The sequence below is a fragment of the Tardiphaga sp. P9-11 genome (assembly GCF_008329525.1).
GTDB lineage: Bacteria > Pseudomonadota > Alphaproteobacteria > Rhizobiales > Xanthobacteraceae > Tardiphaga.
In genome coordinates this window covers 98,403-113,806 of sequence record NZ_NPKQ01000008.1, presented here as the reverse complement: position 1 = coordinate 113,806, position 15,404 = coordinate 98,403, and the positions used below count along the sequence as shown (strand labels likewise).

Below are 15,404 nucleotides of genomic sequence, written 5' to 3'. Positions count from 1 at the left end.
GACTTACCAACCAAGGCGGCTATTGCCACGAACTGCCGTTTTATTAAGCTGACAGAGCTAGTCTCAGCGCTCACCCGACCGCTTCCAGGCAGGACAAATATGACGGTGATGATTACAGGCGGCGCCGGCTTCATAGGTTCGCATATCTGCGTGGAGCTGATCCACGCCGGTCGCAAGGTCGTGGTCTATGACAATTTCTGTAACAGCCATCCCGAGGTCATTAATCGGATCCGGCGGATCACCGGCACGGCGCCGGATGTCGTCAAAGGCGATGTGCGCGATCTCAATACGTTGATATCGACCCTGTCAGCGCATGGCTGCAGCGCCGTCATTCACCTTGCCGGACTGAAGTCGGTCGCGGATTCCGTCAGCAAGTCGGCTGAGTATTACGATTGCAACGTAGTGGGAACTCTGAGGCTGGCGCAGGCCATGCAGCAGACCGGCGTGCGCGATATCGTGTTCTCATCGTCGGCGACCGTCTACGGCGAGCCGGACTTGCTGCCCTTGCGGGAGGACCACAAACTCGCGCCGTTCAGCCCCTATGGCCGCACTAAAATGCAAGCCGAGGAATTACTGGGCGACATTGCGCATTCCCTGAATCCATTGAATGTCGCGGTTCTGCGCTATTTCAATCCGGTCGGCAGCCACGAAAGCGGGCTGATCGGAGAAGACCCGAATGGCGTTCCTAGTAATTTGATGCCCTATATCTCGGGCGTCGCTGTTGGACGACTGCGCGAGCTCAATGTCTACGGCAACGATTACCCGACATCGGACGGCACCGGCATACGTGACTATGTCCATGTGGTCGATCTCGCCGCCGGCCATATCGCCGCCCTTGACTGTGTCGACAAGCAGAGGGTCCTTAAGGTCAATCTGGGAACCGGAGAAGGCACCAGCGTGCTGGAGTTGGTTGATGCCTATGCGCGTGAGAGCGGAAAGATGATTCCTGTCATTTTTGCGCCGCGACGCCCCGGCGATATCGCCAGCTACTACGCAAGCGTAGAGCTTGCAGCAGATATTCTCGGATGGCACGCAAAGCGCGGCATTGCGGAGATGTGTCGCGACGCCTGGAACTGGCAGCGGAAAAATCCCAATGGCTATCTCGACCAGTGAGCACCATCACGCAGAAATCGAAGGCCATCTCTACCTGGACGCAAGCGGATCCATATCGGACTGCAGCGATCGTCGTTTTTGCATTGCTGGCAACAGCCTCGCTTCTTCCCACAGTACTGACGCCGATTCCGGCGATGGTCGATTATCCCAATCACCTCGCCCGCATGTATCTTCTGGCTGAGAACGGGAAGCCCGGCGCTAACCCCTATTACGCAGTGCATTGGGCGCTCTATCCCAATCTCGGGATGGATTTGCTCATCCCACAGGTGGCACGGTGGGTAGGTGTCGAGAAGGCGACCCGTCTGTTTCTGCTCTGCAGCCAATTGTTGATTATCTGCGGCGCGCTGGCGCTTGAGCGAGTTGTGAAGGGTCGCACCCAGATGGGCGGCTTCGCCGCGCTTCTGTTCCTCTATTGCCTGCCCTTCAGCTGGGGTTTCCTGAATTTTGAATTCGGTCTCGGCGTCTCGCTCTGGGGCATCGCGGCCTATCTGATGGTTATCGAGCGTTCGTTGCTAACGCGCTTCGTCGTCAACGCCATCTTCGTCTCCGCGCTGTTTGCGGTGCATTTCTTTTCGCTGGGCATCTACGGCGCAGCGATCGGAATCTATGAGTTGTGGCGCGCTCACCAGCGGAAAGCGCCGTATCACGTCACCGCACGGCGCCTGATGCTTCTTGCAGCGCCGGTCGCTCTTCTGCTGGTGGTGATGCGCGCCACCGCCGGCTCTGTTGGCAGTGAGGGCACGGAGTGGCTGTTTCAGTACAAGCCTATCTGGCTGTTTCGGATTATGAACGGCTATAATCTGACGGTGTCCGCCGCATGCGTTCTTGTCCTGCTGGTGTCGTTGTATCTGGCGTTCAAGCGCGACGTCCTGACGATCGAACCGGTCGGCATCTGGCTCGCCGCCGGTTTCGCGCTGCTCTATTTGGTCATTCCGTCGAAGCTCCTCGGGACGTCATTTGCCGACCTCCGCATTATCCCCGGCGCGGCAGTGATCGTTGCGGCGTTCTGCTCGCTGTCACTGCCAAGCCGACGATGGGCGATTGCAGCGCTACTGGTGGTCAGCGGCATCATCCTCCCCAATCTTGCGACCGTGTTTACAGTCTGGCTTTCTTACCGTGCGGACTATGCAGCTCTGATTGCGTCGTTTGATCGGATTGACCGCGGATCGCGGGTGCTCACAGGAACGAGCGGCGATGGCGAAGACCCACCGTTCAACGACCTCACCCAATATCCGATGGCCTATGCTTCGACCCTGGCCGTGCATTACGCGAATGCTTTCGTCCCCAATCTGTTCACCGAGATCGGCAAACAGCCAATTCGACCCCGTGCCGACATACAGCGTCTTGCCATTCCGTATGGCGGCCCCGTGCCGATGCGTTTGCTCAGCGCAATCGCGGGCGGTAACAGCACAGCGGCCATTCCTCCGTTCATTCAGACCTGGCACCACGATTTCGACTATCTCTACGTGCTCGGCCCCGCTTCGGCGAACCCTCTGCCCGACAGACTGCAAGAGGTGCACAGGTCAGCACGATTTGTCCTGTACAAGATTGACAGGCAGCCATAGCCGAGGGACCGCCACGCGGCATGGTTCGCGCCCGGACGCGCCCCGGGGGACCGCGCAAAGGCGGGTCAAGACGCCTGAATCCAAGGCTCCTTGCAAGGCCGCCTTAACCATCAGCGCTTAGTATCCCGCCATTCAGCAGGGCGGAACCTCCAAAATGGCAATTGATGGCGGGCGGATCACCTACAGCATCGTCGTGCCGGTCTATAATGAGGAGGCCGTGCTGCCCGTGCTGATCCGTCGGCTCGGACTGCTGCTTGACCGCCTCGGCGGCCCCGCAGAGGCCATTTTCGTGGACGACGGCAGCAGCGACTCCAGCCCCGTCGTACTGCAGGCGTTGGCCAAGGACGAGCCGCGGTTCCGTTATATCGGCCTGTCGCGCAATTTCGGCCATCAGGTGGCCATCACAGCCGGCATGGATGCCGCGCAGGGCGACGCCATCGTCGTTATGGACGCGGATCTGCAGGACCCGCCCGAAATCGTCGAACAACTGATCGCCAAGTGGCGTGAAGGCAATGACGTGGTCTATGCGCGCCGCCTGTCGCGCGCCGGCGAAAGCGTATTCAAGCGCGCCACCGCACATCTTTTCTATCGGGTGCTCGGCCGCCTCACCTCGGTGCGCATTCCGGCAGATGTCGGCGACTTCCGCCTGATCGATCGCAAGGTGCTCGACGCCCTCCGCCAGATGCCCGAGCGTGATCGCTTCGTGCGCGGCATGATCGCATGGCTCGGTTTCCGCCAGGCGGAAGTGAGCTTCCATCGCCTCGAACGCGCCGCCGGCGAAACCAAGTATCCGCTTTTCAAAATGGCCCGACTCGCTATGTCGGCCGCGCTCGGCTTTTCCGATGCGCCGCTGCGGCTGGCGATCTGGTGCGGTCTCACAGTGTCGGGCATGGCCCTGCTGTACGGCGCCTGGGTGCTGCTGCTGTGGGTGACCAACGACCCGCATCTGGTCGCCGGCTGGTCGTCGATCATCGTCATTGTATCGCTGCTCTGCGGGTTGAACATGCTGATGACCGGTATTGTCGGTCTCTATGTCGGACGCATCCATGCGGAATCGAAGAATCGTCCGCTTTACGTGGTGCAGAACCGGGTCGGTTTCGAGCGCGATCAGAACGAAGCATCTTACCGCACTTCACGCAGTGCCTGACTGGGCGGATCGTCATGAGCCAGCTTTTTGACAGCTACCGCAGCAATTATCGCGACGTCGTTCAATCCTCGATCGACTTCTCCGGCCTGCCGCACAGCTTCTTCATGCGCGCCAAGGCTGACCTGCTGCGCGACCTGATCGCAGCGCGGTTGAAGTCGGGGATGCCCGACATGCTCGACGCCGGCTGCGGCGTCGGCAGCTTCCACCCGCTGCTATGCGGCATGGTCAGCCAGCTCAGCGGCATCGACGTGTCCTCCGCCAGCATCGCGCAGGCGCAGGCCGACAACCCCGGCGTCGATTACCGGGTTTTCGACGGCATCCATTTTCCGTTCGCCGATGCCAGCTTCGATCTGGTCACCACGATCTGCGTGATGCATCACGTCCCGCCCGCCGAATGGGCGGGTTTCATGGGCGAGATGCGCCGCGTGGTGCGACCGGGCGGCGTGGTTTGCGTCATCGAGCACAACCCGTTCAATCCGCTGACCCGTATTGCCGTTGCACGCTGCGAGTTCGATCGCGACGCGGTATTGCTTGGCGCGGGCAAGACGCAAAAGATCATGGCAGGCGCCGGCCTCCGCGACATCGCTTCGCGTCATTTTCTGCTGTTGCCCTGGGAAGCCAGATCTGCGCGGCGCGTCGAAAGCGCCTTGAGCGGCCTGCCGCTCGGCGCGCAATACGCCGCGTTCGGTACTGCCTGAGCTACTTGACTGCCGTATTCTGACGCTTGTGCACCACAGCGACATCGTCGCTATAGACGCGCTTCCAGTCCGGTAGCCGATCGAGCAGTGCCACTGCCGGGGTTTCCGGCTCGAGCAGCGTGGCGTCGATTTTATAGTCGTCGAGCAGCTTCAGAAAATCATTCAGATCCGCGAGCGAAAGGCCGCTATTGTAGCGATGAAGAAATCTGCCGCCATAGAGTTCGCCGCGACCATCGATGAAAGTGGGAATTCCCGCGAAGATCAGATAGCCGCCGAACGAATAATCGTTGAGCACGCGGTTGGCCGCAGTCAGACCGGCGCCGGCCACCGCTGCCTGCGGCGTATTTCGCGCGGCGGGACTGACATCGCGCACTGACGCGATTGCGGTCAGAAGAATCATGACGCCGACGACCGCGATATACAGGCTCCGAACTGAGCCGGTCTCACCCTGCTCGGCCCGTGCTCGGAACTGCCGCCCGATCGGCGCGGCCAGATAGAGCGGCGCCAGCATGGCCAGCAAGTCGACATTGCGCACCTGCGCCAGGGCAAAATGCAGCAGGCCGATTACGACCAGAGCCCGCACCACGGGAAGCGTCACGCCGCGCGACAGCGCAAAGATTCCCGCCAGAAGGAGGATCTCAAAGATCCCGATGCGGCTGAAATCCTGTGGCCGCCATTCGCCGATCCAGTTGAGCGCATCGCCAAGACCCAGAGTCGTCAGCGGCATCAACATCGTGCCGGGCCCGTAAGGCGTCAGGCAGGATGCGACAACAGCGAGGACCGCGAAGACCAGCCAGTGGAGCAGCTCGCGAGGCTGCTCGCGAAGCTTGTTTCGTATGAGGACTTCAAGGATTGCAGGTCCGATCAACCCCAATGCCAGGATCACGCTGCCGTGGAGATTGGCCCAAAGAACCAGCAGCGGCAGCGCCCAGTAAGGCGGTCCCGTGCGCGTATCCATCGCGCGGACGAGCGCGGTCGCCCACATCATCATAACCGGCAGTGCCAGGACATGCGGCCGCGCCAGGAGATGGGGAGCCAGCAGCGCGACCACGGCCGCGACGGTGATCAAGACCGGCTTCGGCGCGAGTTCGCGCAGCAGGAACCGGGTCAAAATGCCGACGGAAAGCGCGATGGCAGCGGCAGCGAGCGCGACCACACCTTGCCAGCCGGCCATCTCATAGACCGCCCCGTAAATGACCTCGGAGAGCCATTCGAACGCAAGCCAGTGACCGCCATGCATGGAAAAGGAGAACGCGTCAGTCGACGGAATGACGCCGTTCGCCAGAATCCAGCGACCGATTGCGATATGAGAATAGCTGTCCGGATCGTTCAGCAGCCGCGGACCGAGTGCCAACAACAGGCCATAGACGCATGCGCTCACCAGCAAGGGCATCGTTGCCCGCACCGGGAACCGTTTGGCTGGGCTGCTGATGACCTGGTCGCTCACGGGCTACGAGGGTACGGCGACACTGTTAATTCCACTTTAAGGCTGCCGATGCGCCCGCGCGCCGGCTCGATAGTCCGGCGTGGCGCGCCACCGAGAGCGGTCTATTTGCCTGGCCATACCGGCTTGCGCTTCTCGCCGAATGCCTTGAGGCCTTCTTTCGCATCCTCAGTCATCGACAGGATCGCGATCTGGCTTTCGGTGTAAGCGATGCTCTCGTCGAACGACATCGCGGCGATGGCGCGCATGGCGTATTTGCCGCGGCGGATCGCGGTCGGCGACTTATCGGTAATGCGCGAGATCAACCAGTCGATCTTGCCGTCGAGCTCGGCCGACGGCACAACGTGATTGAGCAGGCCCGCACCAAGCGCGGCCTGCGCGTCGAACGGCTCGCCCGTGATGCACCATTCGTTGACCAGCCGCCGCGGCGCGATTGATTGCAGCAGCGCCAGCACCTGCATCGGAAACACGCCGACCTTCACCTCGGGCAGGCCGAAGATCACATTGTCGGCAGCCACCGCCATGTCGGTCATGCACAGCAGGCCCATACCGCCAGCCATGCAAACGCCATTGACGCGCGCGATCGCGGGCTTGGTGGCGTTTTGGGACAGCCGCATGAGGTCGGCGAGATCACCATTGGGCTTGGAGAAATCCATCGAGAAAGCCGCACCCGCATTCGCCAGATCAGCGCCGGCGCAGAACGCCTTCTCGCCCGCGCCGGTCAGCACGATGACACGGACCTCCGCGTCCGCATGAGCCTTGTGATAGCCGTTGGCGATGCCGGCGATGACATCGGCATTCATGGCATTGCGCTTCTCCGGCCGGTTGATGGTGATCCAGAGCGCGGCGCCCTTCTTGTCCAGAATTACGCTGTCATTGGCCATCGGTCTGCTCACTCTGTTGATCGGATGCTGCGGTATAGCGGCTCATGCACGGCGCGCCGAACCCTGCTCGTCTCCAGCGCGGTTTTCGGAATCCACCGCGCGCTTGTATCCATCGCGCTGCTGCAATCGAGCCCAATAGGCTGTCACCGCCGGGCCGAATTGCGATGCTAGCCCGAGGCGTTCTGCGAGCAGAAGCGCATAGCCAACCGAAATGTCGGCGGCCGTAAAGCGGCCGGCGCAGATGTGTTCAGTGGCGGCTGTGATGGTCTCGATGATGCGCAGCCGGCCGAGAAACCACTTCGAATAATCCGCCACCACCTGTGGATTGCGGCGCTCCTCCGGCTCCAGCTCCGAATAGCGCAGCACCAGCGTCTGCGGAAAGGTCAAGGTTGCCTCGCCGAAATGCAGCCAGTTCAGGAACGCACCGAAAGCCGGCTCGTCGACGCCGACGGCCAGCGGCGTCGGGCCATACTTAGTGACGAGATATTGTGCGATCGCCGCTGATTCCGTCATCCGCGTCTCGCCATCGAGCATCAGCGGAATGGTGCCGAGCGGATTGATGCCAAGATACTCCTTCGCAAAGACGCGCGGCGGAAAGGGCAGCATCTTCAGCTCATAGGGTAGTCCAAGCTCCTCGAGCGCCCACAGCGGGCGGAACGAACGCGCGCGGGCGCAATGGTAGAGCGTGATCATCGGGCGAGACCTCCAGGCAGGCACGGACTATCGCCGTGCCGTCGGCCAATGAGACGCAGCTATGAGGCTTCGTCAAGTCTTGCCCGTCGCTATAAGGCCTCGGCAACCTGTTTCGTTTTTCCCGATCGACGACACCCATCATCACGCGCACGTCACTGAGGCTGATCACGACGGCTTCGCCCTCGATCGCAATTGAGGCGCCCGGTGTTCGCCGCAGTCGACATTATTTCGCCTGACTGCGACGAACGCCTGGCCAGATCGCCGTCTGCTGCGGGAGCTCGTCGAGCGGTTTGGCGCGATCCTCTCGAAGAAGAAGCGCCCCGCGCGCAAACCCGGAGAGCGGGCCGTCCTGGGTGACGCTTGCTCGCTTTGTGCTGGCCGGCTCCGCCGGCTTGGGTCCGCTGAAATTCTGCTTCAGCTTCGCCATCGGGCTCTCGAGCAGATAGTAGGACAGGATCGACAGACCAAGCGTAATGCCGAAAGCGAGCGCGACCTGGAGGATCGGGACCTTGGCGCCATGGGTCGCAGCATCGTTGAGGCCGAGATAGAACAACACCGGCAGATGGAACACATACATCGCGTAAGAGAGATCGCCGAGCCCACGGAACAGGGGCAGCGACAGGATCGCCGTCATCACACGCTTGATAATGCCGCGATCGAACACCAGCGTCGCGACGCAGGAGACGCTCACCATCGAATAGGCGATCAGCGCAAGGGTCCAGTAGATTGGTTGCGAGGTAATGATGCCGAGGTCGCGGCCCTTGCGATCAATCACAAGGATCACCACCGCTGCGAGCACGAGCGCTGCACAGCGCCAGCCGCGCAGCGGTCGGTTCTCGACTTCGCGCACTGCCAGCCAGCCGCCGAGCGACAGCGACAGCATGCGGGTAAACAGCGACATATAGACGAGGTCGCCTGCCTCTCGCGGATCGTGATTGATGAACAGCAGCGCCATCAACAAACCGCTCGCCACCGCCAGCAGCGGGATCACCCGCCCGGTCACGACGTTGAGCCGGCCCGGCGACGCGATGAGGATCAGCATCGGCCAGAAGAAATAGAACTGCTCCTCCACCGACAGTGACCAGGTGTGTTCCAGCGGGTTCGGCACCGCATGCAGCGGGTGATAGAAATTGAACGTGTAGGTCAGAAGGCTCAACGTTTCCGCGGGACCTAGTTTGAAGATGAAGTAGCAAGCGAAGACCGTGAGATAATAGACCGGGAAGATGCGCAGCGCCCGGCGCATATAGAAGTTCTTGAAGGAAATGCGACCGGTCTTGGCTCGCTCGCGCAACAGCAAACGTGTAATGAAGAAGCCTGAGATCACGAAGAAGATGTCGAGCGCGATATAACCCACGCGTGACAGCTGGTTGACATACCAGATCGTGTTGTAGACGCTGCTGTCCAGCACCTGCGGGCAATGGGTGAACACCACGACTACCACGCCGATTCCCCGAAAGCCGTCGAACGCCGGAAATTTCTCCAGCGGTTGGGCGATTCCTGCATTCTCCGACATTGCGATCTCCCCGTTTGAACCGGGGATAGCATCGGCGCGAATAACGAGGGTGAAGGCGATTTACATGCCTACCACCTCAGGCGAAATGTTCGGACTTAACCTGAATGCCCGTTGGCGCGGAAGCGTTAGGGTTGATGCCGCCGCATGTTCCTTAACCCAGGACATCTTCACTGTGACTCCAGCGCCGCTTACGATCCGTTAAGCATCTGGGAAGAGGCTGGGAACGATCAAAATTGACTCAACTTGTATCGGCAAGTGTGAGGGCAGCAGTTGACCAAGGTTCAGTATCTCAGGGAACAAGCGATCCGGGCCGAACGGTTGGCAAAGACTATTCTGGATGCCGTCACCGTCACGCGACTTGTCGAAGCATCGCACGCATACCGCCAGGAAGCCGATCGCCTTGAGCAATACGAGGCAGACGATCAGGCGACAACGAATGGATGCCTCACCAGTTGAACCAGCGCACGAGGCATCAGATTCGTTTGCTCGACAAGAAAGGACGATTGAAAGCCGCTAAGTCCGTCGGCCCTGCGGGTCAGAGCCTAGCGAGTGGACAGCGCCACTCGCCGGAAAAATACTACGTTCACGTCGCAGGAACATGGCCGGGTGCCAGGCCGATGGTGCGCGCCGGTTAGGTTGATCCGGCTCTGCTCAGACCAGAGTGCCTCGAAGGCCCCCCGGATTTCTCTGCCGGATTGCCAGAAGCGTCTCACTATTCTGCGCTGTCAGCTCGCATGAGAAGCCGGCTGTCGATCTCGCCTGTATTGCAGTGTGCCTTGAGGGCGCGCCCGGTGGCTGATCGGAGCGGCGCAGCGTGTGGAACGCTCAACACGACGGCAAAAAGCCTCGCTCAGCAACTCCGCCACGGCGCTGTCGCTGTGCCGTTCTCTAAGACGTTGTCGGGAGACAGCAAATTCGGACCGGTTGCGCAATCAAGTCGCCCGGATGCTGATGTCGGCGGCAAAACGCCTGCTGCTGTCGAACACGCAGGCGTGATGTCCTTCGACCGCATTCATTGCGCTAACGCCGAATCAATGAGCGAGCGACATCTGCAAAGCGGTCGCCGGTTGCACAGCGCGAAAGGGAACTTCAGTCCGTCACGCGGACCGCTGCAGCACCTTGCTGACGTCATAGCCGACTACACCTTGAAGATGCAGGGCCAGTTTCTGCCTGCCGTTCAGCAAAACCAACGAAGCCTCCCGATCGCCAAGTTGCATGTAGGCGTCGACGATAAGTTCGATGGCCGACGCCATGATCCTCTCCTCGCACCAAAAATATACTGGCAGCGGTCAGCCTACGCGCAGGTTCTCTGCCGACATCTTCCCGCTGTTTTCCCGCTCTTCGTAGCTGACCTGTGCGATCGTCCAGTAGACCGGTTGCAAGCTGATGATGCCGAGATCGCGCCCCTTGCGTTCGATCACCAAAAGCAGGAGCGCCGCGACCACCAGGGCCACGCACGGCTTCAGGGGGTATTCATCTGCTCAGCCGTGGACGGGATCGGACGCGAGCCGATCGCCGCCGCTCGGAACCCAGACAAGCAAAATGAACGCCGCGCCTCAGTAGTAACAGTTGTTGCATCTGAAGCGCGAAGCAACGCTTGGTCTCTAATATTAAGGTCAGACGCTCTTTTAATATTATTATTCTATGTTCATTAGTGATCGACGCCCTGGAACGCACCACACACCCCACAAATGAAAATCTCAGTTCCGAGAAAAAATATAGTTATAATCACATTATTCTTATTGATGAGGGCATAATTTACAAAGTGCAATCCCCCGTTTGGCCTAACCCAAATGGGGGATGGGGATTGAAACTCTAATAGCTAATAGCACGTATGTCATATAGGCCGCACGGTCTGACAGTGCGCGATTGTGCACCTGCTGATCGACGCCTTGCGTTCAAAGCCGATGGAACACCTCTCGCGTTGCTCGTTGCGTCGCAATGATCGCCGCTCTCGCAGAACTATCGATCAATAATCGGCTTAGTAATCCTGAAAATAAGGTGAAGGCGAGTTGCCTTTGACGGTTCAACAAATCCGTGTTCGGTACTTATTCATGCGGTTGATTTCCAGTCTTCCAATAATCTCACGAGTTCAAGAGTGCCACCGGCAACTGAGGATCTTGACCGAGCGTAGAGCGTCAATCGCTTATGGGCTTTTGCAGCTCAGGGAAATACAGGACGCTGTGGCCCAAGCGGAGGCACGATCACTATTACGACAACAGCATCGTTCTCCGCGCTCGTCGCGGCGAACGCGGGTTAGATAACCCGTCGACATCTTCAAACTACGTAATCCGGGTGCAGAGCCGTAATTCGCCCGAGTTCTGGATATGCTTCGCCGAAAACCTCACGAACCGATCAGAGACGGGCCATCTTTAAAGGATATCACCTGCGGAACCACGCATGACAGCATCTATTGATTTCAAACCCTGGTCACTACCGTTAGTTGAACAATGCTTGACCCGTCTGGGTTACGTATGCTGCGATCAGGTCGAGTGCGTGAATATTGTGAACTTCCTTTAATATTTGAATTTCGCGTTGCCAGAATGCGCACTTGGAATCTTGCTAAGATCGAACAGGCTTTTGCGGAGGCGGCCGTCGATCCGGCACGATGGGTTGATGCGCTCGAAATAGCAGCAACCGAAACCGACAGTTTCGGCGCCCTTATCCTCCCTGTCTCCGGGGGAGGACCTGTTCCCGGATTGCCCTATACCGGTTCGATGTCTCGGGTTGCGGAAGTGTATTTTCGCGACAAGTGGTCCGCACGGGACACGCGATATCTTGGTGCAGGCCATATGCAATACAACGGGGTGGTTGACGATCTCGACATCATGGACGTCGACGCGATGCGCCGACACCCGTATTATCAGGACTTCCTAGCTCCGTTCGGCCTGCAATGGTTCGCAGGAATCGGCATGATGGCCGGGAATGACATTTGGTGCCTCTCCCTTCAGCGCACGACAGCAAGCGGACCTTTCTCGGCCGAACAGAAACGTGATCTTGCCGGCCTTTCTGCACGCCTATCGTCCAGCGTCGCATTGGCACGTGCACTCGGCCACGGCAGAGCCGCCGGCGCCTTGGCTGCATTCGAATTGTGCGGAACCGCTGTGGTTCTTCTCAACTCCTACGGAGAAGTCTTTCGCGCTAACCAGTGCGCCGAACGATTGTTTGGCGACGAGATCAAAATCGTGCAAAAGCGTCTCGTCTCCAGGAGTACGGCAGCAACTGCCGCACTCGATAGAGCTCTCCGCGATCTAGTGTGGAGGCACGATTCGTCAGGCCTGGCAGCGCCCGTCCTCCTTCCACGCGGTCAGTACCGACCGGTGCTTGCCTGCCCGGTCAGACTTTCCAGTTTCGCATCGAATATACTTTCCGATTGCGATTTTGCATTGGTGCTGATCGACTCTGAAAAACGCTCTCGCCCTGTCGAAGCGCAGCTGCAGGCTTTGTTTGGGTTGACAAGCGCCGAGGCCAAGCTGGCCGCGCGGATCGCAGACGGCTCCGCGCTCGCGGACGCTGCGTCCGAACTTGGGATAGCCAAGGAAACCAGCCGAAGTCAGTTGAAGAGCGTATTTCGTAAGACAGGCACACACCGACAGGCGGAGTTGGTGGCGCTCCTGATGCCGATCATCGGACAATTGAATTCGGAATTACCGATAGTATAGCTATCCACGGTCCGGATCGCCGGGACGTCGATGACGGCCTCGAACGACACTAAAACCCTTTGCAGTCAGGAAGATCGGCTCTTGATCGCGAGGCTCAGCGATTTGAGCTCTGCCGACCACGCGCCACTCGCCATTACGAAGTCGCGCGCGTCCTCATCAGCGAGGGGCGGTCCTCCCTGTCTGAATCCGCATACGCCGACCGTGACATCGACTGCAGCACGCGGAGAACCCAGCCACAACGGCTTGAATGTCGATTGGAAGATTTCATAAGAAAGCTGGATCGAAACGTTGACAAACGGCGAAGCGCTGCCGGATGCGTCATCACAATGAAACTCTACCGCCGCGCGGGTCGTGTCGGCAGATACAACGTATAGAAATGCTTTTTCGGCTCGCCCCAGAAACTGTTCGCCTTGAAAGCCGTATACATGCCGACTTCCGAACGACATCTCTCCCGAAATCTCAAACCTTGTAGCCGAGCTCTCCGTCAGACTCACCGGCCTCAAAGTCGGCATCTCAATATAATTGGCATGGCGGACATATAGTTCCGGGCTGATCCTCTCGCCACCGGCCAGCCAAGTATTGTCGAACTCCGTGATCGTACGTAACATAAGATCTTTGCTTGTACCGCGCAGATACTGAATAGTGCCGTCAAGCTCCACGTTTCCCCAATGCTCGTGATCGCTCATGAGCAGCAGTCTGCTTCCATCGAGGCGACTGCGCGAAACTCCCTCGAACATCTGAGATTACCTTAATTCATCACACGCACAGAAAACACGAAATGACCGATTGCAGACGTCAAGTCAAAACGCCCCCCTGGATGCGGGCCGGCGTGCCGAACGCCTTCTGTCCCTCGCCAATGTCACGGTTCACAAATGAATTCGCGCCGACGACTACCCGATTGCCGATCGTGACCCCCATCTGGATCACGACATTCGGCCCGAGATAGACTCCGTCCCCGATCGTTGTCGACGCATAAGCGATCGACTCAGCGCCCATCGACAGCGACCGATTCACGGTGTGATGCGTATAGATTTGCACGCCTGCCGATATGGAGCAGTGGTCGCCGATGCGAAGGCGACCGCCCGAGCCGTCGAGAATGCATCCCGGCCCGATCCACGTATGGCGGCCGACCTCCACCTGACCGAGAACGAGGACGTTGTCGTACATCGTCGTCCCCTCGCCGAAGCCATAGGCCGCAGCGTTTTCCGCGCGTTCGCTGAGCAGGTCGCCGATGGACACCCGGCGATTGAACTGCTGCTTCTTGCGAAGCGACAGCACGCGCAGATAACGTCGCACGCGCATCAGCCACTCATCCGCTTCTTTCTCGTCGGCCAGTTCGCGACCATTCGTAAAGGGCGCATTCATTAGACACTTCCTCCGCACGTGCCACGCAAACCGCCGCCCGGCATCATCAATTCGGCGCATCGCAGAAGCGGGGCTCTTCGACTCTCCGGCCGACCTGCATCACCTTCCGGACAGCGTCGGCGAACCCGCCGGCGCGTGCATGGCCGTCCTCGTTTTTCCTGTCTTCTCGCAAACAGTGCGCTGCCGTTCAATGCGATGACGCGGCGGAACTTCCCAGCGCAACTGCAATATGGGCCAAGGCGTCCTGATCCTCCAACGGCTGGCTTGCTGCAGATTGCCCTACGGATGCATCGGATCGTTCGGTCGACGTCATCGTACCGCGCTCCAATGCGCGGTCCGCGCGTCTGATGGCTTCGATCATCTGAGGCTTCGAATGCGTCAGAGCCACGATCAAGCCCTTGAAGTAGATCAGACGTAGGTCGGACTGCCTGGCACCCCGCAGCATCTCCGCCCGCAGGATTGCATCCCGCGCGGCCGGATAGAAATCGACGATATCGCGGGTCAGCGAGCGCAGCGGCCCGCGCGGCAATGTCCCATGATGCAGTATCCACATCACAGCGATTTCGGTGATGCTGAGGTCGAGTTGGTCATTGAGCCCGCCACGCCAAGGCGACGGCACTTGGCGGGAATTGGGCCGACGCCCCCCCTCGCGCGGCAAGGCGACCATGCCTTCGACATGATCGGGTCTCGGCGCCCTGCGTGGCTGGTCGTCTGGTCGCATCTCAATGGGTTCTCAAAAAAAATCGCCTCGGCAGACAGGCAGCCGATCGCGTCTCATCCATGTCATTTCCGGCAACGCTCTGCTCCAGGGTCGGTAGCGACGCCGTGCCCAACGGCAGGACATGTTCGCAAACGGCCGGGGCCGGATCTTCATCGCATGAAGCCATTTAATTTTAAATATGTCAATAAATGGATCCGTTCGAACATTCTCGCCGCTTCGCTTCCACGGATTGCGTGGAAGCATAGGAAAAACCTGCAACGTGACGGTTTCAGCCGTGCACAACGAATTTGCGCGGGGCACAATGAAAGAGCAGGTTAATTTAATTTACCGCGTGACATATTTAATTTTTCAAATAATAGTTAAATTTATCTACATTAAATAAGCCCGTCGGCACGAGGAGATCAAAGATGGCGGTTCCCGTTAGCGCAAGCTCCGCGAACGCAAGCATCGATGCGTGGTCTACGCAGTGGCAGCAAGCGGCGCTATCCACTCCATGCGGGTCGTGCACCGGGCGGGCCTGCACCGTTTGTTCGATCCGGGTCGGCGGCTCCAGCAAAACGGACGGATCGCCATCGGGATATGCACCCAAGGTCCTCGAA

General features: G+C 59.3%; 16 protein-coding genes. 6 read left to right on the top strand and 10 right to left on the bottom strand.

Annotated elements, in window-relative coordinates; all coding sequences use genetic code 11:
* The first annotated feature begins 99 nt into the window (after positions 1 to 99).
* The 4 genes from galE (at position 100) to CIW50_RS22525 (ending at position 4,523) form a co-directional block, all read left to right on the top strand.
* Positions 100 to 1,113, top strand: a complete 1,014-nt coding sequence (gene galE, locus CIW50_RS22540; protein ID WP_149533412.1) for a UDP-glucose 4-epimerase GalE — start codon at positions 100 to 102, stop codon at positions 1,111 to 1,113.
* A complete protein-coding gene (locus CIW50_RS22535) occupies positions 1,110 to 2,678 on the top strand; it encodes a hypothetical protein (protein WP_246664416.1) in 1,569 nt (522 codons plus the stop codon). The genes galE and CIW50_RS22535 overlap by 4 nt, the downstream gene beginning before the upstream one ends.
* A 154-nt stretch (positions 2,679 to 2,832) precedes the next feature.
* Positions 2,833 to 3,825: a glycosyltransferase family 2 protein gene (locus tag CIW50_RS22530; protein ID WP_149533411.1), complete on the top strand. Its 993-nt coding sequence runs from the start codon at positions 2,833 to 2,835 to the stop codon at positions 3,823 to 3,825.
* A gap of 14 nt (positions 3,826 to 3,839) precedes the next feature.
* The gene (locus CIW50_RS22525; protein ID WP_172980430.1) at positions 3,840 to 4,523 is read left to right on the top strand and encodes a class I SAM-dependent methyltransferase; all 684 of its coding nucleotides are present in this window, start codon (positions 3,840 to 3,842) and stop codon (positions 4,521 to 4,523) included.
* A gap of 1 nt (position 4,524) precedes the next feature.
* Here CIW50_RS22525 and CIW50_RS22520 read toward each other — a convergent pair whose 3' ends face one another.
* From CIW50_RS22520 to CIW50_RS22505, 4 genes are all read right to left on the bottom strand, one after another.
* Complete coding sequence (locus tag CIW50_RS22520) at positions 4,525 to 5,916, bottom strand: hypothetical protein (RefSeq protein WP_246664415.1); 1,392 nt, start codon at positions 5,914 to 5,916, stop codon at positions 4,525 to 4,527.
* A gap of 155 nt (positions 5,917 to 6,071) precedes the next feature.
* The gene (locus tag CIW50_RS22515; protein WP_149533409.1) at positions 6,072 to 6,851 is read right to left on the bottom strand and encodes an enoyl-CoA hydratase/isomerase family protein; all 780 of its coding nucleotides are present in this window, start codon (positions 6,849 to 6,851) and stop codon (positions 6,072 to 6,074) included.
* A gap of 42 nt (positions 6,852 to 6,893) precedes the next feature.
* Entirely contained in the window at positions 6,894 to 7,544 is a 651-nt protein-coding gene (locus CIW50_RS22510; RefSeq protein ID WP_149533408.1) for a glutathione S-transferase family protein, read from the bottom strand.
* Between the two features lie 223 nt (positions 7,545 to 7,767).
* The gene (locus tag CIW50_RS22505) at positions 7,768 to 9,057 is read right to left on the bottom strand and encodes an acyltransferase family protein (RefSeq protein ID WP_149533407.1); all 1,290 of its coding nucleotides are present in this window, start codon (positions 9,055 to 9,057) and stop codon (positions 7,768 to 7,770) included.
* A gap of 270 nt (positions 9,058 to 9,327) precedes the next feature.
* On the opposite strand from CIW50_RS22505, the gene CIW50_RS22500 reads away from it, so the two are divergent.
* Positions 9,328 to 9,513 (top strand): hypothetical protein, encoded by a 186-nt coding sequence (locus CIW50_RS22500; protein ID WP_149533406.1) that lies wholly within the window; start codon positions 9,328 to 9,330, stop codon positions 9,511 to 9,513.
* A 641-nt stretch (positions 9,514 to 10,154) separates the two neighbouring features.
* Here the strand turns inward: CIW50_RS22500 and CIW50_RS29180 are convergent.
* Both CIW50_RS29180 and CIW50_RS29175 read right to left on the bottom strand, forming a co-directional pair.
* The gene (locus CIW50_RS29180) at positions 10,155 to 10,310 is read right to left on the bottom strand and encodes a hypothetical protein (RefSeq protein WP_172980429.1); all 156 of its coding nucleotides are present in this window, start codon (positions 10,308 to 10,310) and stop codon (positions 10,155 to 10,157) included.
* Between the two features lie 36 nt (positions 10,311 to 10,346).
* Positions 10,347 to 10,511: a hypothetical protein gene (locus tag CIW50_RS29175; protein ID WP_172980428.1), complete on the bottom strand. Its 165-nt coding sequence runs from the start codon at positions 10,509 to 10,511 to the stop codon at positions 10,347 to 10,349.
* 1,089 nt (positions 10,512 to 11,600) lie between these two features.
* On the opposite strand from CIW50_RS29175, the gene CIW50_RS22495 reads away from it, so the two are divergent.
* Entirely contained in the window at positions 11,601 to 12,719 is a 1,119-nt protein-coding gene (locus CIW50_RS22495) for a helix-turn-helix transcriptional regulator (protein WP_149533405.1), read from the top strand.
* Between the two features lie 65 nt (positions 12,720 to 12,784).
* On the opposite strand, the gene CIW50_RS22490 is transcribed toward CIW50_RS22495, so the two are convergent.
* The 4 genes from CIW50_RS22490 to CIW50_RS22475 form a co-directional block, all read right to left on the bottom strand.
* Positions 12,785 to 13,405, bottom strand: a complete 621-nt coding sequence (locus CIW50_RS22490) for a hypothetical protein (RefSeq protein WP_149533404.1) — start codon at positions 13,403 to 13,405, stop codon at positions 12,785 to 12,787.
* A gap of 109 nt (positions 13,406 to 13,514) precedes the next feature.
* Positions 13,515 to 14,084 carry an acyltransferase gene (locus tag CIW50_RS22485; protein WP_149533522.1) on the bottom strand — a complete coding sequence of 190 codons (570 nt, stop codon included), beginning with the start codon at positions 14,082 to 14,084 and terminating at the stop codon, positions 13,515 to 13,517.
* Between the two features lie 187 nt (positions 14,085 to 14,271).
* A complete protein-coding gene (locus CIW50_RS22480) occupies positions 14,272 to 14,805 on the bottom strand; it encodes a hypothetical protein (protein WP_246664414.1) in 534 nt (177 codons plus the stop codon).
* Positions 14,806 to 15,145: 340 nt separating this feature from the next.
* Positions 15,146 to 15,394: a hypothetical protein gene (locus CIW50_RS22475; RefSeq protein ID WP_149533403.1), complete on the bottom strand. Its 249-nt coding sequence runs from the start codon at positions 15,392 to 15,394 to the stop codon at positions 15,146 to 15,148.
* Positions 15,395 to 15,404 lie beyond the last annotated feature (10 nt).